The organism is Roseibium sp., assembly GCF_965232425.1.
Lineage (GTDB): Bacteria > Pseudomonadota > Alphaproteobacteria > Rhizobiales > Stappiaceae > Roseibium.
The window spans coordinates 4,156,079-4,176,405 of the sequence record NZ_OZ246971.1 but is presented as its reverse complement, the minus strand read 5'-3'; the positions used below and the strand labels follow the sequence as shown (position 1 = coordinate 4,176,405).

Genomic DNA, 20,327 nt, shown 5'->3' with positions numbered 1-20,327 from the left:
TTTATTTACCACACTCATTGCTTCCTCCCAGTTCGCAATTTTTGAGACGTTTTGTTTCAAAAAAGGCTAGTTTATTTTGTCCTTTTTGCATAGGCTTTTTTCAAAGAAATAATTGGGAGACCAAAAATGGAGGCAGATTTCGTCGTAATCGGGGCCGGTTCGTCCGGTTGCGTTATCGCCAATCGTCTTAGCGAAAATCCCTCCAACAAGGTTGTCCTGCTGGAGGCGGGTGGCCGGGACATAAACCCGTGGATCCACATTCCGGTCGGATATTTCAAGACCATGCACAATCCGTCGGTGGACTGGTGCTACAAGACGGAGCCCGATCCGGGACTGAATGGCCGGTCGATCGACTGGCCCCGCGGCAAGGTGCTTGGAGGATCGTCTTCCCTGAACGGCCTTCTTTACGTGCGCGGCCAGAAAGAGGACTATGACCGCTGGCGCCAGATGGGCAACGAAGGCTGGAGCTGGGACGACGTCCTGCCGCTGTTCAAGCGCTCGGAGGACCAGGAACGCGGTGCCGACGAGTTCCACGGAACTGGCGGCCCACTCTCCGTTTCCAACATGCGCATCCAGCGGCCGATCTGCGACGCCTGGGTCGCAGCGGCGCAGACGGCGGGGTATCCCTTCAACCCGGACTACAACGGCGCGACCCAGGAAGGCGTCGGCTATTTTCAGCTGACCACGAAGAACGGCCGCCGCTGCAGTTCCGCGGTGGCATTCCTGAAGCCGGCACGCGCACGCGAGAACCTGCAGATCATCACCCATGCGCTCGTCAGCCGGATCAACCTGGATGGCAGGAAGGTCACCGGGATCACCTACCGGGACAGGTCTGGGACCGAACAGACGATCACGGTGCGGCGGGAAGTCGTTCTCTCCGGCGGCGCCATCAACTCACCCCAGGTGCTGATGCTGTCCGGCATCGGCGATCCGGAACAGCTGCGCCAGAACGGCATTGAACCGGTGCACGAACTCTCCGGCGTCGGTCAGGGCCTTCAGGACCATTTGCAGGCGAGGCTTGTCTTCAAATGCAACGAACCGACACTCAACGACGAAGTGCGCAGCCTGTTCAACCAGGCGCGGATCGCATTGAAATACGCGCTCTTCCGGGCCGGCCCGATGACAATGGCGGCAAGTCTTGCAACGGGGTTCCTGAAGACCCGGCCGGAGCTGGAAACACCTGATATTCAGTTCCACGTCCAGCCCTGGTCGGCTGATTCGCCCGGTGAAGGCGTGCATCCGTTCTCGGCCTTCACCATGTCGGTGTGTCAGCTGCGCCCCGAAAGCCGCGGCGAGATCCGCCTTTCCGGTCCGGACCCGCGCAGCTACCCGAAGATCATTCCCAAATACCTGTCGACTGAAACCGACTGCCGGACGATTGTCGACGGCGTCAAGATCGCCCGCAAGATCGCCCGCCATGCGCCGCTCACATCCAAGATCGCCGAGGAGTTCCGCCCAACGGCAACCCTCGACATGGAGGACTACGACGGGACGCTCGACTGGGCGCGCCAGAACAGCGTTTCCATCTATCATCCGACAGGGACCTGCAAGATGGGGACGGATGCCGGCGCGGTGGTCGATCCGCAGCTGAAAGTGCACGGCATCGACGGTCTGCGCGTCGCCGACTGCTCCATCATGCCCGAAATCGTGTCGGGGAACACCAACGCCCCCGCCATCATGATCGGCGAAAAGGCATCGGACCTGATCCGCGCAAATGCTGCCTGAGATGGCGGGACTGTTCGTGTGAGGCGACGGCCTGGTGGGTGAATCTGAAGTTCGCGTCGTGGCTTCGGCGGTCTTAGAAGCGAACTTCAAATTCAGGTGACTACGCCGTCGCGCCGCGCGTGTTCGTCTCGTGGATTTCGATCAGGCCGGGGCCTTTCCCGTCCGCAAACCGCCGCAGCGCCGGGGCAAGCTCGTCAACGTCGCTCAGCCTCACGGCGGGAACATCATAGGCTTCGGCGATCTTCAGGAAATCGGGGGCGGATGGCGTCACGCCTTCCGGCTCGATCCCGCACTCGATCATGTAGGTGCCAATCTCGCCGTACCCGTCATTGTTCCAGACGAGAAAAAGGACGTTCGCCCCGCAGTCTTTCGCCGAGCCGATTTCGGCAAGCGAGAACTGGAACCCGCCGTCTCCGACGAGGCAGACGACCGGCGTATCCGGCTCTCCGAGACTTGCACCAATGGCGGACGGCGGTCCGTATCCGAGCGCACCGAAGCCGGTCGCCGCGTTGAACCAGCCCTTCGGGCGCCCGGCTTCGAAATAGAGATTGCCCGAATAGATCGCCTGGGTGGAATCACCGACGATGACGCAGCCCGGCAGCGCGTCCCGGATCGTTTCAAGCACGCCGATTTCGGTCCGCATCTTCGGGGTGAGGCCAGACAGAACCGCCTCCCGGCACGTCCGCGCCCGCGCGGCACCGTCTCTGTCCGCGTCGTGCTCATCGAGTTCCGGCAGAAGATCATCCAGCAGCGATTTGACGCTCGAAAGAATACGCAGCGACGCAGACGGACCGCGCGTGAGCTGATCGGGATCGATATCGACCCGCACAAGATCTTTCAGCACCGGGAACCCTCCATCGGAATACATGTCGTAGTCCGTCGGTCCCATCTGCGTTCCGAGTGCGATCACGGTGTCGGACGCCGCGAGAAGCGCGCGCACGGCCGCAAGGCTCGGGCTCGCGGGGACGGAAAGAGGATCGCCTGCAAGCAGCCCCCGGGCGTTGACCGTGGTGACGACGGGCGCGTCGAGGCGCTGGGCAAACGCCGCGATTTGCTGCGCCGAGGCGACCGCCCCGCCTCCGCACAGGATCACGGGTGCTTGCGCGCGCCGGCATTTTTCCGCGAGCGCAGCGATGTCCGAGGCAGATGCGCGCGGTCCGCTCAGTTTCGTTGCCTCAGACGCTTCCAGGTCGATGGACCTGTCCATGACATCGGTCGGGATCTCGATATGCACAGGTCCGGGCCTGCGGCCCTGCATCACCGTGAAGGCGCGCTCCATGACCGCCGGCAGATCACGCGGCTCGTGCAGCGTGTGCGTCATTCGCGAAACGCTTGCCATCGTCGCCCTTTGATCGGGCAATTCATGCAACCAGCCTTCGCCGTGCCCAAGGCTCGCCCGCGCATTGACGCCGGAGATCACCAGCATCGGCACGGAGTCTTGGTAGGCCTGTGCCATCGCCGTGATCGCGTTGGTCACGCCCGGGCCGGTGATCAGCAGCGCGACACCCGGTTTTCCGGTCATGCGCGCATAGCCGTCCGCCATGAAGCCGGCACCTTGCTCGTGGCGCGGCGTGATGTGCCGGATATTCGAAGCCGCGAGCCCCCGGTAAAGTTCCACGGTATGAACGCCCGGGATGCCGAAGACGACGTCGACACCATTGGCTTCCAGAATGTCGATCAGCGCCTCGCCGACCGTTCTTGTCACGACGCCCATTTATGCGTGCCCTCATCTTTTTCCAGCTTGTCGGCAAACGCCGCGATCCGGTCCACTGCTTCTGCAAGAATCTCGTCCGGCACGGTCAGGGACAGGCGAATGTAGCCGGCCGCCTGATCGCCGAAAGAAGCACCGGGCATCACGGCGACCCCTGCTTCCTCGAGCAGCCGGTCCGCGAAACCGGTTCCGTCCAGTCCGCTCGCACCGACGTCGATCAGCAGGAACATGCCCGCTTCCGGCATCATCGGCCGCAAGGCGGTGTGCCCGCCAAGGCGATCCATGATCAGCGCCGCCCGCTGCGCATAAAGCGCACGCATGCGCTCGGCCGTGTCGAATTCCTCCGTGAGGGCCTTGGCCGTCATGTCGGCGATGAACGGCTGCCCGCCGAACAGCATGGTTTCTGAAACCGCCAGAAGCCGCGTGCAGAACTCCTCCGGTCCAACCGCCCATCCCGAACGAAAGCCCGGCGCCGCGTGGGATTTCGAAATCGAAGAGACGACGATCGTACGGTCCGTCAGGTCCGGCAGGTCGAACGGCGACGCAAAGTCTCCGTTGAAAATCAGGTCTTCATAGACCTCGTCGCAGACAATCCAGAGATCATGCCGAAGGCAAACCTCGCCGATAGCTGCAAGTTCGTCCCGTGTCAGCGTTGCCCCGGTCGGATTATGCGGCGTGTTCAGGAGCAGAACCCGGCTTTCAGGCGTCACGGCCTGTTCGAGATCATCGGCCTGAAGATGAAACCCCTTCTCCGCGCGCAGAGGCACGGGCACCATCGCAGCCCCTGTCGCAGCGATCACGCCTTCGTAGGTCGCATAGAGCGGATCGCAGACGAGCACCGCGTCGCCGCCCTCCACGAGACCGAGCATGACGGCAAAAAGTGCGGTTTGGGTGCCTGGAAAACACAGGATATTGCCCTCCCCGACACCCGCCTGTCTTCGTCCGTACTTTTCCACGAGGGCTTCAACGACACGCGGCTCGCCGCGCCCGTTCGAATAGCGCGTGCGCCCTGCCTTCATGGCCCGACTGGCCTCGTCGAGCAGAGCCTCGTCGGGCGGAATATCCGGCTCACCGATCGTCAGTTCGATGACGGGAATTCCTTTGGACGCCATCTCGCGCGCCTTCAGGTGGACAGCCCATTTGCCCGAACCCAGGTGGGCCAGACGGTCGGTTATCGACGCGTATCGCATGGTCAGCTCTTTCGGATTGGAGGAGAAGTGTTTGCATCCAGGCTCACTCCGCCCAGCAGGGCTTCGACGGCGCGGATCGCAATGTCGGACAGAGGCGTGTCGGCAAAGAGTTCACCCGCCAGGGTGCCCTCGAGCCAGAGACCGTCGATCAGACCGTTGATGGCAATGGCAAGCTCGCGGCAGCCGGCCGGATCAAAATCGCGCTCCGCCTCCTTCAGCACATCGGTCACGAGGTCTTCCAGCACCGAGCGAAACGCCGTGTAGCTTTCCAGGTGGATTTGCGCGAACACGGGATCGACGCGGACGCGGCTGATGAACGCCGCCCAAAGGGAAAGCCGTTTGGCATCGGCGACAGGTGTGCTCAGATTGGCGACGATGAAGGCGCGCAACCTGCCACGCGCTGTCGGATGAACACCCTCGGCAGCCTCCATGACGCCACCGATCAGGCCGGCCATCAGATCCCGGTAGGCCGCATGAAGCATCTGATCCTTGCTGACGAAATAGTGGCGTATAAGTCCCTGCGTCACGCCGGCGCGGGCCGCAATTTCACGCACGGTCGCGTTTTCCAGACCGCTTTCGGCGATGCAGTCCAGGGTCGCGGCAATGAGATCCCTGCGCCGGTCAGCCTCGCTGGCACGGTGAAACGCACGGCGGCTCATGGAAACAGGCGCCCACGGCAGTACTGGCGCATTAGAACGTGTGCATTCGAAGCGGCCGGCGCGCCTGGCGCCCTGAATACCTGCGCACCGTCGTGCGACATGAGCAAAACGTCCTCTGGAATGAAAGTCCGGTTGAGGTTGATTGAGTTATTATACGCTTGAATAACAAGCAGGCAAGTGCAAAACTGCACATCGTCCTGATCGCGGCCGCTTGGTGATGCCAGCGAAACACATGCCCCACCCGAAAGACCAAATCCAATTCGCAGTAGACAAACATGACCCTTCACACCCTGAACAGCGACCCGGGCCTTGTCACGATGCGGCGCCGCCTCCATGCCATCCCCGAAATCGGCCTGTCGGAATTCAAGACATCCGATTTCGTTGCGGCAGAGCTCACCAGGCTCGGATACGACGTGACCCGCGGTCTGGCAAAAACAGGGATCGTCGCGACCTTGCGTAATGGCGACGGCAAACGGAGCATCGGCATCCGGGCCGATTTCGACGCCTTGCCGATCGAGGAACAAACCGGCGCGGACCATGCCAGCACGCACCCCGGCTGCATGCATGCCTGCGGCCATGACGGCCATACGACGATGCTGCTTGGGGCCGCGGCGCTGCTTGCCGAAAGGCGGCAATTCAATGGCACCGTTCATCTGATTTTCCAGCCGGCGGAGGAAAACTTCGGCGGCGCGAAACTGATGATGGAGGACGGTCTCTTCGACCGGTTTCCTTGCGACGCCGTTTTCGGGCTCCACAACGAACCCTCGTTGCCGTTCGGAAGTTTCGCTTTCAGGGAGGGGGAAATGATGGCGGCTGCCGATGAATGCAGGATCACCATCGTCGGCAAGGGTGGGCACGGCGCCGAGCCGCATCTGGCAGCGGACCCGATCGTGTGTGGCGCGAGCATCATCATGGCGCTTCAGACCATCATATCCCGTAACACGCAGGCATCGCAGCCGGCTGTCATTACCGTCGGCACATTCCATGGCGGCAATGCCAGCAACGTCATTCCCGAGCGTGCCGAAATGTGCCTGACCGTGCGTGCGCTCGATCCGGACATCCGCGACAACCTGGAAGACCGTGTCCGCACCGTCGCTGAGGGCCAGGCCGCAAGCTACGGCATGCATGTCGAGATCGACTATGAGCGCTTCTATCCGCCATTGATCAATCCGAAGGCCGAAACCGACTACGTCCGCGCTTTCGCGGAGCGGTTTGCCGGTGCGGACAAGGTCCACGACATGCAGCATCCGATTATGGGCAGCGAGGATTTTTCCTATTTTCTGCAAGAAAGACCCGGTTGCTACTTCCTTCTCGGCACGGCCAGGACGGAAAACGACCCGCCGCTGCATCACCCGCAATATGATTTCAACGACGACGCCCTGCCGATTGGAGCCGCGTTCTGGACGGAACTTGCCGAGGACTTCCTGGCGCAGAAGTAAGCCCGTATCGCCGGTACAATGCCCCCTTCTCTCGCGAACCCGCCGCGCAACGGCTGCAATCCCGTTTCTTTCGAGCATTCAGACTGACAGGACCCGATGACACCTGATGAAAAACTGGACACCCCTGCCGGAATCATAAATAAAATTGAATATTTATCGCAAATTATAAATAATAATGAAAAAGTGATTGAGATCACAAAGCAGAAAATCAAATCTAATATTTAAAAGTGATCGTAATCACAATATTTATCTTATATTATTACTTTGTGATTTGAATCACGCTTACAGAAATAGATAATAATTCTTTAGTGACGCACGTCACTACAGATTAACCAAAAATGACCCAAGGTCACCTTGTCACGAGGCGAAGGCTCATGGAGCTGACCGGCACGTGACGGGGGCTCAGAGTTAACTAACCGGACCAACCGTCCGGCATTCCCCCAAGAATTTTCCAGGCCGCGGCTGCGGCCTGACAGACGAATTCAGCGGCTGAAGGTCGCTGCAGTTTTGCGTGTGGTTTGACTTGGATGCGGGCTTCGGAAAACCCGCCTCCCGAACAGAGACCGCCGGTCGTTGACGACCGCCGGAACGGATACGTGCGGCCTTTTCTTAATACCTGCCGCGCACAGGCAAGAGGGACGAACAATGAACGAGAATGTTGATACCCAGGAATACGGTCTTCCCGACTTCACCCTGCTTGGTGAGAGTCTCGCGCTGATGGCCCACTGCGACCTCTACCGGTCCCGCAGCATCGACCAGTTCGGTGCGCTGATCCTTCCGCCGATGCGATTGGGCCAGTTTAGGACCTGGCGCCGCAGCGGTGTGGCGGTTGCCCTCGCGACATGGGCCTATCTCGACGAACGGACGGAGCACGCCGTTCTGGAAGAGGACGAGCCCCTGGCCCCGGAGGACTGGGCTTGCGGAGACCGGCCCGTGGTCATGGATCTCGTCGCGCCCTTCGGTGACGGTTTCGCCGCGTCGCGGGATCTGGTCCGGACAATTTTCCCCGGCATCGCCTTCAAGGCCGTGCGTCGCTCCCCGGAAGGCGACACACGCCGCATCGTGCAATTCGCCGGCCTGACCGCCGACGGCGAAAAGGTTGCACCCTCCTCCCGGATCGCAGCCTGATTTTTAGAAAATAACTCTTTTTAACAATAGCTTGGACAAGGAATTCGACCCATGGGAAGTTCATCGAGATCAATTCATCAGACCTATAAGCTCTACGGCATCAGCGTTTACAAGAATGCCGGCAGCGGCAACGACAAGCTTTACGGTTATGCCGCCAAGAGCCACTTGCTCGGCGGATCGGGCAACGACACGGTTTACGGTTATGGCGCCTGGAACAAGCTGGACGGTGGTTCGGGCAACGACCTCATCAAGGCATGGGGCGCCTCCAACTACCTTTATGGCGGCTCCGGTCATGACCGCATGTACGGTTACGGTGCCTACAACTCCATGTCCGGTGGATCGGGCAACGATTCCATGTACGGCTACGGCGCGAAGAACAAGATGTGGGGCGGCTCCGGCCACGACTACATGAAAGGCACCGGCGCCTATAACTACATGAGCGGCGGTGATCACAACGACCGGATCTACGGACACGGTGCCCGCAACGAGATGTATGGCGGCAACCACGACGACAAGCTCTACGGCTATGGCGCGTCCAACAAGATGGACGGCGGTGCGCACAACGACAAGCTCTACGGTTACGGTGCGCATAACGACATGTATGGCGGCAGCGGCAACGACTATCTTGAAGGCTGGGGCGCAGTCAACAACATGCGCGGCGGCAGCGGCAATGACGTGATCAAGGGTCGCGGCGCCCTCAATAACATCTACGGCGAAAGCGGCAACGACACGATCGAGGCCATCGGCGGCGTCAACAATGTTCATGGCGGCACCGGCGACGACAACATCAAGGGCATTGGCGGCACCAACGTCCTCAGGGGCAATGAAGGCAACGACACGATCACCGCGGTCGGCGGCGTCAACACCGTCTTCGGCGACGCGGGCGACGATCACATGGTCAGCGCCGGTGGCGTCAACGTCATGTTCGGCGGCACCGGCAACGACAAGATGATCGCAAGCGCCCTGCTGGCGACCAGCCAGAGCGGTGAAGCGGGCAACGACACGATGGTTGCCGTCTCCAACGCCAACCTTCAGTGGGGCGGCGAAGGCGACGACACCATGGTCGGCATCGGCAACCTCAACATCCAGTCCGGCGGCAATGGCGATGACCTGCTGCTGGCCGCCGGTCAGACCAACGTGCAACTCGGCGAAGACGGCAAGGACAAGATGTTCGCCGTCGGCAGCCTGAACGTCCAGGTCGGTGGTGATGGTGAGGATCTGGCCGTCGCGGTCGGCAGCACCAACATCCAGTATGGCGGCAACGACGCCGACATCCTCGTTGCCGGCGGCGGTGCCAACATCCAGATCGGCGGCACCGGTAACGACTGGTTGATCGGCGCCGGAAAGGGCAACGTCCAGTTCGGTGCGGAGCTCTGGTCGACCATCCCGGACGGCGTCAACCTAGCCGGTTTCGATCTCGACGCGGCCAAGGACAAGCTGGCCGAGTACGCCAACTCCACGGGAACCGACGGCACCAACGTCATGCTGGCCGGTGGTGAACTCAACATCCAGCTCGGCGGTTCGGAAACCGACATTGCGATCGGAGCCGGCAAGGGCAACATCCAGGCCGGCGGCGGCGGCACCGACGTTCTTCTCGGCGGCGGCAAGGGCAACCTGCAGTCCGGCGGCGACGGCACCGACCTGATGATCGGCCTCGGCCGCGTCAACGTCCAGGAAGGCGGCGGCGACACCGACGTCATGATCGCCCTGGAACGCGGCAAGGATGCCGGCGTCCAGCTGCAGTTCGGCGGCGATGCGACCGACTTCATGATCACCCGCGGCGGCGACGGCGAAGCCGACCCGTTCAAGGCTTTCCTAGATCATTTCAAGGACAAGATCACCGAAAAGGTGAACGAGAACAAGGATGGCGAGGAAGAGGACACCGGGGAGACGGACACCACCACGACCGAGACCGAAACGACCTCCACCGAATCCGACGACACGAAGAAGCAGAGCCTCAAGGACAAGATGCTGGAAAACGCACCTTCGCTGAACCTGCAGTTCGGCGGTGACGGCGGCGACCTCTTCAACACCGGCGGCAACCTCGGCTTCCAGATGGGCCAGGAAGGCAACGACATCTTCCTCGGCGGCGGTTCCTTCAACTTCTCCTTCGGCGGCACCGGCGACGACCTGATGATGATGACCGGCGAAAAGACCAACTTCGTCTTTGGTCAGGACGGCGGCGACTGGCTGATCGATACCGGCGCATTCTCCGACCTGTTCTGGTCGGCCGTCTTCCCGCAGCTGCCGGACTTCGGTTCGGGTGACGGCTCCGATGCCTCGTCCCTGCTGCCCCTCGACCTGTCGGTCTCCGACACGTTGTCCGATCTCAACGGCAAGGTCGACGAGGTCAAGGACTTCCTCGATGCGGTGAACCCGCTGGACGACATTGTCGAAGCGGTCGGCGAGGTGGTCGACGAGGCCAAGGAAGCGGTCGAAGGCATTCACGACACGATCGCCTCGATCCTCGACTATTCCAGCACACAGTATTTCGGCGGCGACGGCAACGACTTCCTGACCGGCGGCGAAGCTGGCGGGGATGCGGTCGGCGGCAAGGGCGACGACACCTATCTCTTCACCTTCGGGTCCACCGGTGAGATGGATGTCGACGAGGCCGGCCTCGACGCGGCCCGCGAACTCGGCGACTTCGTCGGATTTGCCAGCGACAAGCTGGACGCCATCTCCGGCGGCGGCGGCGGCTCGGATGTTCTGGAACTGCGCAATGCCGGTGACATGGATGCCAGCAGCCTGAGGTTCTTCGTCGAAGGCGGCAAGGACCTGGTGATCGAGGGTGACGGCGGCAGCGTCCGCATCAAGAACATGCACGAGGAAGCCACCAAGGTGGAAACGCTCCGCATCGTCGGCGAAAACGGCACGCAGGACATCGATATCGGCGCGGCCTTCGACGACGGACTGTTCGTCTTCACCTGGGCGGACCGCTCCGGCGACACCGGCATCGAGGCGCTCGACGACTTCGAAACCAGCTTTGACGACCCGGATGCCGGCCTGATCGACTTCGACGGATATTTCGGAGCGTTCAGCGAGGAAAGCACGACCGAACAGGCTTTCGCGGCCGCCTTCGATGGCTGGATGGACACCATCGTCGATGCCGGCTCCAGCCTGCCGCTGGTCGGCGGAGCAATCGGCACGGCGGGCGATCTCGCCGAAAGCGTCTTCGCCTTCCAGACCCCGGAAGTTCCGGACGAGTTCAGCTTCCTCTGATCCTCAACATTGACTGACGAAGACTGCAAGCCACGCTGCCCGCGCAGCGTGGCTTTATTTTTCCGTTTACAGCAGGCTGTCGGCCATTTTCTGTTCCGCCGCCGTATTGGCCCTGCGGAAGATCAGCGTCACCAGTGTCGACGTGATCACGATGAACAGCGAATAGAGCGCGCCGACCGCCATGATCGGCTGCTGCTGTTCGCCCGGAAAGGTGAGCACGATGATGGCGATGCCGAGCGGCGCGTTCTGGATCCCGGTTTCCAGCGCCACGGTGCGCGCATTACGCGGATGCAGCTTGAGCGCCCGCGCGAACATGTAGCCGATGGTGATGCCGAAAACCCCGAGCATGATCGCGACGAAATAGGTCGACGGCGCGGTCGTCATCAGGAACTGCCAGTTGCGCGGGATCCAGGAAATCGCGATGAACGCGATGAAGACCAGCGCCAGCACCGACCCGAAGAACTCCGTCACCGCACCCGCATTCGCATTCACCCGCCTGAGGGTCATGCCGATGGCAACCGGCACGAGCAGGATCACCAGCGTCGCGATGATGTTCTCGCGCGGGATCTCCAGATCGAGCGCCGAGGCATAGATCAAAAGCACCAGCGGAATGAGAACCACGCCGAACACGGTCGAGGTCACCGTCATCAGGACCGACAGCGCCAGGTTCCCCTTGGAGAAATAGGTGAAGATGTTCGACGTCGTCCCGCCCGGCATGCACGAGACGATCAGGAGGCCGATCGCGATCGGCGCCGGCAACGCAAGCGCAATCGTCATCAGGAAACCGATCAGCGGCATGAAGCCGAACTGCGACACCACCCCGATGCCGAGCCCGTAGGGCCGGCGCAGCGCCAGCAGGAAATCACGGGGCGTCAGCGACGCGCCCATGCCCAGCATGATGACGAAGATCATCGCCGCCAGCAGGGCCTGTTCCAGGGGTCCGACCATGGCTCACTCCGCCTCGCTGGTGCGCAGCTCTTCCGCGCGCAGGTCTTTTCGAAGGATCTTCCCGACAATCGATTTCGGCAGCTGCTCGCGCACGGTCACGTCCTTGGGCACCTTGTAGGCCGTCAGGTGTGTCTTGCAGAAGGCGCGGATATCGGCTTGGGACAGGCTCTTGTCGGTCAGGACGACGAAGGCTTTGACCGCCTCCCCGGTCGTCTCGTCCGGAACGCCGATCACCGCCGCCTCGAAAATCCCCGGATGGGACGTCAGGCAGTCCTCGACCTCGTTCGGATAGACATTGAAGCCGGAGACGACAACCATGTCCTTCTTCCGGTCGACAATGGTGAAATAACCGTCTTCGTCCATGACGCCGATATCGCCGGTCAGGAACCAGCCGTCGCGAAAGACGCCGTCCGTTTCCTCCGGCTTGTTCCAGTAGCCGGACATGACCTGCGGTCCCCTGACCGTGATCTCGCCGCGCTCGCCCGTTGGCACGACATTGCCGTCATCATCCTCGCAGCGCATCAGCGTCGACGGCAGCGGGATGCCGATCGCCCCGTCCCGTGCCTTGCCGATCGGGTTGAAGGAGAGCACCGGCGAGGTCTCCGTCAGCCCGTAGCCCTGCACAACAGGTCTTTGTGTCACCTCTTCCCAGCGCGCCGCCACCTCGCTCTGCAGCGCCATGCCGCCGGCAGAGGCAAATTTCAGGTATTTCGGCGGGCTGTCGCGGAACCAGAGCTCGTTGTTGAGCCCGTTGAAAAGCGTGTTCACCCCACTCATCCAGGTGATCCTGTAATTCTCGAAGGCTCTTTTCAGATTGCTCAAGGGTCTTGGATTTGGGATCAGGATGTTGCGCCCGCCGATCCAGTAAAACGCCAGCAAATTCAACGTGAAAGCGAAGATGTGATACATCGGCAACGCCGTCAGCGCGACCTCCTTGCCCCGCTCGAAGGCAGGGATCATCTCCAGCGTCTGCTCCATGTTGACAATGAGATTCCGGTGGCTGAGCATCGCGCCCTTGGCAATGCCGGTCGTGCCGCCGGTATATTGCAGGCAGGCGGTGTCCTCGGGCGCGACCTGCTGGTGATAGGCCTCGACCTCGATGCGCTTGCTGCCAAGCTGCGTGCGCCCCGCGTCAAGCGCGTCCGGAAAGCGGATATGCGAGACATCGATCGGCTGCACGGACCGGTCCCAGTATTTCTGCACCAGGCCGATGATACCGCGCGGCAGGACGGGAAAAAACTCCGCCACCCGCGTGACGATGATGTTGGGGATCGGATGGCCGCGCGTCGCTGCCGGGATCTTGTCGGCGAACATGTCGACGATCACGAGGGCCTTGGGCTCGGCATCCTGGAACTGGCGCGCCATTTCCTCCGCTGTATAGAGCGGATTGACATTCACCAGGACGCAGCCTGCCTTCAGAATGCCGAAGGCTGCGACGGGAAAGGTCAGCCCGTTGGGCAGCTGCACCGCCACCCGGTCCCCCTTCACCAGCCCCGCCACCTCGCGCAGGTAGACGGCAAAGGCGTCGGACATCTCGTCCACCTGCTCGAAGGTGAGCGTGCCGTTCATACCGTTATGCATCACGGTGGTGAACGCCGGCGCCGGTCCGAACGTGCCCGAAGCCGAGCGGATCAGGTCGGGGATCGTCCGGTAGGACGCCTCATCGATATCCGCCCGCATCTCCGGCCCGTAAAACGCGGTCCATGGCCGCTCGTCTGTCGTCACGCTCTCCTCCAGGCCACCACCCGTCTCGCCCCCTTGCGCCGCCAGTCTCGTCCCCGTCTCGTCGTGAGCCAGCTTAACCGCACCCCCACCCCGACGCGACACCCAGTTTCACCTGTTCACAGGTCCACTGCGAAACCTGTGCGCAGGTGTGCGATGAGGCGCCCGGATGCAGCGGGTGGTCTGGAGATCGTAGGTAGGTCGGTGGGAGAAGATGGGTAGGGTGGATAGACGCGAAGCGTAATGAGACACTCCCCTCACCCTCCCCCCAGCGTCCAGACCTCCACCCCTTCCCGCCGCCCGCGAATATCGAATCTGCCCGCGTTCTGCAGTCCGGGCGCGATCGCGTGCGGGTCGGCACCGCTTGCCCGGACCGCTTCGATCAGGTCGTCGCTGACGACGACATCCGTGCCGGTCTCGCGGGTGAGATGTTCCAGGCGGCTGGCGACGTTCACCGTGTCGCCGAGAACGGTGTATTCCAGCTTGTGATCGTCGCCGATATTGCCGACCACCGCGTGACCGTAGTGAACGCCGATACCGGCGCCGACCGGCGGATCGCCGGCCTGCTGCCGGTCCGCGTTCCAGGCGCGGATCGCGTCCGCCATCTTTGCCGCGCATCTGAGCGCCCGCGCGGCGTCGTCCGGCCGGGTGCGCGGGGTGCCGAAATGCACCATCACCGCATCGCCGATGAACTTGTCGATCGTTCCGTCCTGCTCGAAGGCGACCTTTGCCAGACGGCCGTGAAAGGCGCGCAGAAGCGCGATCAGGTCCTGCGGCGGCAGTTTTTCGGAAATCGAGGTGAAGTCGACCATGTCCGCGAACAGCACCGCCACGGGCCGGTTGCCGGGCTCGTCCGGCTGCCAGCGGCCTTCGGCGAACTCGCGCACGATGTTGGGAGAAAAGTAGCGCGACAGCATGGCCCGCTGCGCTTCCGCCGCCACCTGCCGGCGCACCAGCGCCCGCGAGCGCACCACCACGATGGTGAGAATGACGGAAATCAGCACCAGAAACACCACCTGGTTGGAGAGCCGCGCAAGACCGACGGCATTCGGATCAAGCACCTTAGCAAGCGCCGCCGCCGCCCCCATACCCTCGTCAAGCACGTCGCCGGAGGTGAACGGGATCGCGTCCGGACGGGTCGCGACCCACAGGTAGCCGAGCGTCCAGGTGGCCGCTGCCGCCAGCCCCGTCCAGATGACCAGCGCGGGCTTGTAACTGAGCGCCATGCTGACCACGAACACCCCGAGATACAGGAATGCCGGCGTCCTGAGGTTCATCTGCTGCGTCCAGCCCTCGAAATCGAACGGGGTCGGCACAATCAGAACGAAGCTGAGCGCCGCCGCATCCAGCAGGACGAAGCCCGGGAGCAGCCACGTATGCGCCGCAGACCGGTGCCGTAGTGCATAAGGCACGGTGCCCAGAACCGCGAAGGCCGTGATCGCGGCAAGATAGAGCTGCGCGCGCTCGAAGGGGAGCGTAAGCGACACCCAGGCAGCCAGGATCAGGAGAACCGCGCTCCGCCCCCAGAAGACATAGGCGAGCCCGGACGCCTCCTCGCGCGCGATGGCGTCGCTCACGGATCGGGACGTCATCGGAGGGCGCGCGGCTGGAAAAAACCACATCTGTCAGTCCCTTCGCGGCCCCCGCTGCGATATCGGCGATAAAAGAGCGCGGGACGCGCAGCCTGGGGCCGGCGTCCCGCGTCAAGCATGTGAACGACGCTTCCCCTCAGGAGCGCGAAACGTCGTATTTGCCCTCGGCGCTCATGTAGAAAACGCACGCCTCCGGCCCGCTGCAGGTCACGTCGTGCACGGTTGCGGACCCGGAGCCGAAATAGCTGCCCGGGTCGAGCGGCGTGGCTTCCGATGCACCGGGCACCCGATGGCTCGCGGCACCGCTGATGACGACGGCCCGCAGCAAGGCACCGCTGCCGGCAATCGTACCTTCGAACCCGGCCGGCAGTTTCAGAAAGGTGCCGTTTTTCCCGGTGTTTGACGGATCCCCCCAAAGGAATGCCATTTTCGGCCGGTCCGCGCCTTCGGCTGCCCCCGGCGCGTCGACCCAGGCGACATCCGCCGCGTCGATCCAGACAATGTTACCGGCCGCGACATTCACCGGAAACTCGCCATTGGCGAAGGCCCGGTCCTTGGGCTGAACGAGATACGGCCCCTCCTGGATCTCCAGGAAGGCAGTCGACAGTCCGGCATCCTCGCGCGCGGCGGTGATGTGGGTCGCCCCGGCGGGCTGGGTCCAGAACGAGCCCGGCCCCATCCACATGGGTTCGGCGGCCGGGTCGTCATTGTGAACTGCACCGCTGATCACGACCGCCCGGTAGGTGATGTTGTGAATATGCGGCGGCGAGCTGAAGCCCGGCTTGAACCGGATGAGGGTTCCGGTCGGAACGTCTTCGCGGATGTCACCCCACAAGACGCCCGCCTGCGGGCTGGCATCGCCGCGCGCCGGGTTCAAAGGCTGGAAGGTGACGTCCGCACTCGGCACCACTTCCACAGTGCCCGGGGCTTGCGGGTTCTGGGATGCCGCCGGCCAGGCGGCAAGCGCAACGACGGTTGACAAGGCAAGGGCGAGGCTGGAGAGGCGCATCTTGAAACTCCCGGGTCTTGGCGCGGCGCGCGAGGCGCTGTTCTGTCTGTCTCGCCCTTTAAATAAGCTTCGCTTTTCGCTAATAATCGAGCGGATATCAAATTTACTATTTGGAAAAATCAAAGAATGTCTCTCGACCTGAAATCGCTGGAACTGTTCGTGCGCGTGGCCGCGCTCGGCGCGATCGGCAAGGCCGGCGCGGAGTTCGGCCTGTCCGCAACGGCGGCGACCCAGCGCCTGCAATCCCTGGAGGCCGCGGTCGGGACGCAGCTGTTTCACCGCACCACCCGGGCGGTGTCCCTGTCGACGGACGGCGAGATTTTCCTGGCGCATGCCAAACGCATACTCGGCGATGTCGAAGAGGCGCTTGCGGATATCCGGCCCGATCCGCGGGATATCAAGGGCGAGCTCCGCATTGCCTGTTCGGCCTCCTTCGGCCGCCTGCACATTGCCCCGCACGTGACGGAGTTCCTCGACAGTCACCCCGGCGTGTCGCTCCAGCTCGCCATGAGCGACAGCGTCATCGATATCGTGGAACAGGGTTTCGATATGGCGATCCGCATCGGCGCGCTGGCGCCTTCGACGCTCAAGGCGCGCAAGCTGGCCGTGAGCCCGCGGATCCTTGTCGCCGCGCCCTCCTATCTTGAAACAAACGGCATGCCGTCCGCCCTGGACGACCTGAAACAGCACAACTGCCTTGCCCGCGAGGACATGCGCACCTGGTCGCTGAGCGCGCCCGACGGCTCGCTGCACGATGTCAGGACCAACGGCAATTTTTCCTCAACCAGCGCCGAGGCGATCACGGAAGCCGCGCTTTCAGGACTTGGCATTGCGCGCAAATGCACCTGGGAGATCGCCGGACACTTGGCCGCCGGAACCCTTGTACCGGTTCTGGAGGACTACACCGCCGCCCCGTTCTGGCAGGTCTTCTCCGTCCGCCCGCCCTCCCGTCTGCCCCCCGCCCGCGTGCGCGCGTTCACCGACTTTCTGGAGACGAAGTTCAGGAAGGTTCCGGCCTTGTGCGGGGAATAGATCTAAGCCGCGATCGCTAGGCTGATCTATTTAGACTATTTGAATTGAACCCGTTGCAAATCAATAAGTTACCTCACGGGTATCCCGCAAAACTCTGCGCCCGGCTATGCTTTCTAATGAGGTTTTTCAGCGGTTGAAGGTCAGGCGACTGGTCGGTGTTCTGAAATAGGTGCCGATGTGTGGGCAATAATTCAGATTGGCATGAGCGTCGATCCACAGCCGGCGTGCGCATGGTCCTTCTACAGATTGAGCATCCAGTTTTCCCGGCGCAGCAAAACTTACAAGCGTTTGTAGTTGAGATTGTTTGTACAGAACTTGCGCTGTTCCGCCTGCCAGTTGTGTGATCGTCCCCCACCCAAAAAAGTCCGATCTTTGCCTCGGACAGACAGTGGTTTCAAGCAGCGATAGCGGACTCTAGGTGCATACCCAAGCATTCTGCTTGTCGAACACAAAGCCAACACATTGGCATTATCAACGGTGATCTTCCTGCTGGAGACGCACAAGAGGTTCAAATCTTGCCAGCTCATCTGCGGGATTTGAACAATTGAGACAGAATGTTTCCAGTTTGCCCCAGTCTATCCGATGCGATTGCTCTGCTTAGGTGTATCTAGGATTGCAGCCATGAGATCATCTGTAGTCGGGGCAAATTTGTGCTGCATCCTTGTTCAAAAACTTTGGGTAACTTACGTAGGTAGGTGCCGTCTCTATTATTTCCACACCTTTCAGTTGCAATAAATTGACGCAACCTTGAATACGTTTATAGTTAACACACTACCTAAATGATAAGTGTGTGAAGATGCCTACAAAAAGAAACCAGGTTACCGTTCTACGGCAGCTGTCCTCAGCGACGATCAGCAAGCACGTTAGGGCAGCGATATGTCGAGAAATGGCAATTGGCCCACTTTGCCGATTGAGTTGGGTTCCGAGTGACGATCCACACAATCTGAGTAGCTCCCAGTGGCGGGCAAGAGGGAGCCGGATAGTTGCAGATCTCAAATATACTTATCCAAAACTCTCAGTAAAAAATCGTGAGATTGATGATCATCACTCAGTGAAATTGGGGAAGTTCCGAGCGTTTTTAGTTAATAGGATTATTTTGGCAAAGTAGATTGGGAGGCTAGGAGCAATTACCATGCTACGACTTTTTTTCTTACTATCTTTCTTAATAGTAGCTGGCGATTCTACAGCACAATCGTTCGATCAAACTGATCAGACTAGGCTTTGCACGCGATCGGATGACGGAAACTGGTATCTTGATCCAGAGAAGATTACGAAAATACTGGTAGGCAAAATGCTGGCCAGCGGTAGTGTCGAGGTAATTGGTGCACCAGATGGGTCATACTCGATCGAAAGAATAAATCGAACTCGTGTGTTTAACGAGAATAAAGACGATATCGAAGATCTTTTCGAAAATCTGGAGGTATTGCGTTATCAAGTTGTTTTTTCAAGGCAGGCGACCGCGGAAGAACGTTTACAAAACCCGGAGCTTGAATACGAAAGCGCAGCACTTCTCTATCCTAAGGATCGCTTGATTAGTGTGGTTTGCAACAACATACAAGTTGCCCCGCCTGACGATCCCTCCAAGGATCAAGACGAAGAGTTTCGTGTCGAGGCAACGATGCGCGTTCGTGGAGAAGTAAGCGACCTTGTAAACGACATCGGACCCAGGGCAGTTCCAGCAATTTTTGCTTTCAGTCGAGATTTCGAAGGCAATGACGCCACATTCCAGTCTGACGTGGCAGTCGGCTTGGCGCTGAAAGGTCGCATTAACGACCACTTGAAAGGTCAATTGGTGTTCTACGGTCAATTGGATAATTTCAGGTCATCTGCCAGTGCTGATAGTAACACTGTATCATATTCATCTGGACTTATTTTGAACGCAGAAATTAGTAGTAGCCGTTTAGAGAATGAGATGTCCATCGTCGGCGATTATACGGTTGACGACACGTTTTCTGGTCGCACAGAAGTAATATCAGGCCGGTTGATCTACAGTCCGATTCCAAGAATCGGATCAGGGGCAATATTCGACTCGCTTCGAGGCGGCCATTACTTTTTCAACCGATCATTCGCCTTTTATACAAGAGTCGGTGGTGAAATGGTTTACTCAAACGCGATCAAAAACGGCGGCAACCCTGAGTTTGACGAAGACAACACCTATTTTCATGCCGGTGTGTTTGCGGGAGTAACATTCGACTGGTTCGATGCAAACAAGTTAATTTTCGGCAGTTCGGACAATCCGTTGCAGAAGCTACAGCTGTTTGCCCGTTATAAGTGGCTGCACGGATTCAGTGGTACGTTAGACAGTTTTTATCGGTTTGAGACCGGTGTTACGTTTGTCATCGGAGAAAAGGAGAATTTCGGTATTACTGCAGAGTACGTAAATGGCAGACTAGACAACACTTTGGTTCCGGTGGATTTATTGAAAGTGGGTCTATCGGTAAAATTCTAAGATGTATGTCCAGGGTATCGTTGCAGACTACAACCTCTGCACGAGTCCGATCAATGTCGCGTTTTGCAGCGAATTTGTAAAGGTGGCGACGAAGTTTCTAAGATCAGTAGACCTTGATCTCACATTTCACAAAGAACTTACCACGGTTTGGGAAGGCGCTTGATCGCCCCAAGTCTGTGGTCCGGTTGCATTAGCTACACTAGTCCCTTCGGTCCACGCCGCTTCCCACTTTTCCTGCCCTGCTCCCCATTTTGTCCGCATTTAAAAGTTAGCTCTGTTCACGATGTGATCTTTGTTGGATTGGGCTGCAAATTCAAGGGGCGTGAGCCCGGCAAGGCTCGTATGCGGTCCGTTCAGATTGCAATCGATTCTCCGGTCTTCAATGATGTCCCGGGCGTGTCGGTAGCTGCGGAAAAGATGTTCGTTGAGACATTCATTCCGAAGTCGGCCCGTTGAAGCTCTCGACAAAACCATTTTACATCGGTTTTCCCGGTGCGAGAC

The 20,327-nt window shown here is 60.3% G+C and carries 13 protein-coding genes and 1 pseudogene; 6 read left to right on the top strand and 8 right to left on the bottom strand.

Translation table 11 applies throughout. The features are described from left to right. Positions 1 to 126 precede the first annotated feature (126 nt). Positions 127 to 1,725 (top strand): GMC family oxidoreductase, encoded by a 1,599-nt coding sequence (locus ACO08A_RS18960; protein ID WP_422037514.1) that lies wholly within the window; start codon positions 127 to 129, stop codon positions 1,723 to 1,725. Between the two features lie 100 nt (positions 1,726 to 1,825). On the opposite strand, the gene ACO08A_RS18955 is transcribed toward ACO08A_RS18960, so the two are convergent. From ACO08A_RS18955 to ACO08A_RS18945, 3 genes are read right to left on the bottom strand one after another with little or no spacing between them, the layout of a single operon-like run. After that, entirely contained in the window at positions 1,826 to 3,439 is a 1,614-nt protein-coding gene (locus ACO08A_RS18955; RefSeq protein WP_422037513.1) for a 5-guanidino-2-oxopentanoate decarboxylase, read from the bottom strand. After that, positions 3,427 to 4,626: a pyridoxal phosphate-dependent aminotransferase gene (locus tag ACO08A_RS18950; protein WP_422037512.1), complete on the bottom strand. Its 1,200-nt coding sequence runs from the start codon at positions 4,624 to 4,626 to the stop codon at positions 3,427 to 3,429. Before ACO08A_RS18950 ends, ACO08A_RS18955 begins: the two co-directional genes overlap by 13 nt. A gap of 2 nt (positions 4,627 to 4,628) precedes the next feature. Further along, a complete protein-coding gene (locus ACO08A_RS18945) occupies positions 4,629 to 5,285 on the bottom strand; it encodes a TetR family transcriptional regulator C-terminal domain-containing protein (protein WP_422037511.1) in 657 nt (218 codons plus the stop codon). Positions 5,286 to 5,560: 275 nt separating this feature from the next. Here ACO08A_RS18945 and ACO08A_RS18940 point away from each other — a divergent pair, with 275 nt between their 5' ends. From ACO08A_RS18940 to ACO08A_RS18930, 3 genes are all read left to right on the top strand, one after another. Next, positions 5,561 to 6,724, top strand: a complete 1,164-nt coding sequence (locus ACO08A_RS18940; RefSeq protein ID WP_422037509.1) for a M20 aminoacylase family protein — start codon at positions 5,561 to 5,563, stop codon at positions 6,722 to 6,724. 645 nt (positions 6,725 to 7,369) lie between these two features. Continuing rightward, positions 7,370 to 7,852: a toxin-activating lysine-acyltransferase gene (locus ACO08A_RS18935; protein ID WP_422037508.1), complete on the top strand. Its 483-nt coding sequence runs from the start codon at positions 7,370 to 7,372 to the stop codon at positions 7,850 to 7,852. A 51-nt stretch (positions 7,853 to 7,903) separates the two neighbouring features. Beyond that, entirely contained in the window at positions 7,904 to 11,074 is a 3,171-nt protein-coding gene (locus tag ACO08A_RS18930; RefSeq protein WP_422037507.1) for a hypothetical protein, read from the top strand. A 66-nt stretch (positions 11,075 to 11,140) separates the two neighbouring features. On the opposite strand, the gene ACO08A_RS18925 is transcribed toward ACO08A_RS18930, so the two are convergent. The 4 genes from ACO08A_RS18925 to ACO08A_RS18910 all read right to left on the bottom strand — a co-directional run bounded on the left by ACO08A_RS18925 (position 11,141) and on the right by ACO08A_RS18910 (position 16,345). Then, a complete protein-coding gene (locus ACO08A_RS18925) occupies positions 11,141 to 12,022 on the bottom strand; it encodes a bile acid:sodium symporter family protein (RefSeq protein WP_422037506.1) in 882 nt (293 codons plus the stop codon). Positions 12,023 to 12,025: 3 nt separating this feature from the next. Beyond that, positions 12,026 to 13,849, bottom strand: a complete 1,824-nt coding sequence (locus tag ACO08A_RS18920; RefSeq protein ID WP_422037505.1) for an AMP-binding protein — start codon at positions 13,847 to 13,849, stop codon at positions 12,026 to 12,028. Between the two features lie 152 nt (positions 13,850 to 14,001). Beyond that, a complete protein-coding gene (locus ACO08A_RS18915) occupies positions 14,002 to 15,366 on the bottom strand; it encodes an adenylate/guanylate cyclase domain-containing protein (protein WP_422037504.1) in 1,365 nt (454 codons plus the stop codon). A gap of 106 nt (positions 15,367 to 15,472) precedes the next feature. Continuing rightward, complete coding sequence (locus ACO08A_RS18910) at positions 15,473 to 16,345, bottom strand: DUF4437 domain-containing protein (protein ID WP_422037503.1); 873 nt, start codon at positions 16,343 to 16,345, stop codon at positions 15,473 to 15,475. Between the two features lie 126 nt (positions 16,346 to 16,471). Between ACO08A_RS18910 and ACO08A_RS18905 the strand changes: the two genes are divergently transcribed. Together ACO08A_RS18905 and ACO08A_RS18900 are read left to right on the top strand one after the other, a co-directional pair. Further along, positions 16,472 to 17,377 (top strand): LysR family transcriptional regulator, encoded by a 906-nt coding sequence (locus ACO08A_RS18905; protein ID WP_422037502.1) that lies wholly within the window; start codon positions 16,472 to 16,474, stop codon positions 17,375 to 17,377. A gap of 1,132 nt (positions 17,378 to 18,509) precedes the next feature. Next, positions 18,510 to 19,826, top strand: a complete 1,317-nt coding sequence (locus tag ACO08A_RS18900) for a hypothetical protein (RefSeq protein WP_422037501.1) — start codon at positions 18,510 to 18,512, stop codon at positions 19,824 to 19,826. 261 nt (positions 19,827 to 20,087) lie between these two features. Here ACO08A_RS18900 and ACO08A_RS18895 read toward each other — a convergent pair. Beyond that, positions 20,088 to 20,325: pseudogene (locus ACO08A_RS18895) on the bottom strand (integrase core domain-containing protein); the annotation flags it as partial. Positions 20,326 to 20,327 lie beyond the last annotated feature (2 nt).

Coding starts and splice junctions, on each gene's coding strand:
- ACO08A_RS18905 (WP_422037502.1), top strand. CDS start 16,472: ATGTCTCTCGACCTGAAATCGCTGGAACTGTTCGTGCGCGTGGCCGCG.
- ACO08A_RS18955 (WP_422037513.1), bottom strand. CDS start 3,439: ATGGGCGTCGTGACAAGAACGGTCGGCGAGGCGCTGATCGACATTCTG.
- ACO08A_RS18900 (WP_422037501.1), top strand. CDS start 18,510: ATGCTACGACTTTTTTTCTTACTATCTTTCTTAATAGTAGCTGGCGAT.
- ACO08A_RS18915 (WP_422037504.1), bottom strand. CDS start 15,366: ATGTGGTTTTTTCCAGCCGCGCGCCCTCCGATGACGTCCCGATCCGTG.
- ACO08A_RS18910 (WP_422037503.1), bottom strand. CDS start 16,345: ATGCGCCTCTCCAGCCTCGCCCTTGCCTTGTCAACCGTCGTTGCGCTT.
- ACO08A_RS18950 (WP_422037512.1), bottom strand. CDS start 4,626: ATGCGATACGCGTCGATAACCGACCGTCTGGCCCACCTGGGTTCGGGC.
- ACO08A_RS18960 (WP_422037514.1), top strand. CDS start 127: ATGGAGGCAGATTTCGTCGTAATCGGGGCCGGTTCGTCCGGTTGCGTT.
- ACO08A_RS18945 (WP_422037511.1), bottom strand. CDS start 5,285: ATGAGCCGCCGTGCGTTTCACCGTGCCAGCGAGGCTGACCGGCGCAGG.
- ACO08A_RS18925 (WP_422037506.1), bottom strand. CDS start 12,022: ATGGTCGGACCCCTGGAACAGGCCCTGCTGGCGGCGATGATCTTCGTC.
- ACO08A_RS18935 (WP_422037508.1), top strand. CDS start 7,370: ATGAACGAGAATGTTGATACCCAGGAATACGGTCTTCCCGACTTCACC.
- ACO08A_RS18930 (WP_422037507.1), top strand. CDS start 7,904: ATGGGAAGTTCATCGAGATCAATTCATCAGACCTATAAGCTCTACGGC.
- ACO08A_RS18940 (WP_422037509.1), top strand. CDS start 5,561: ATGACCCTTCACACCCTGAACAGCGACCCGGGCCTTGTCACGATGCGG.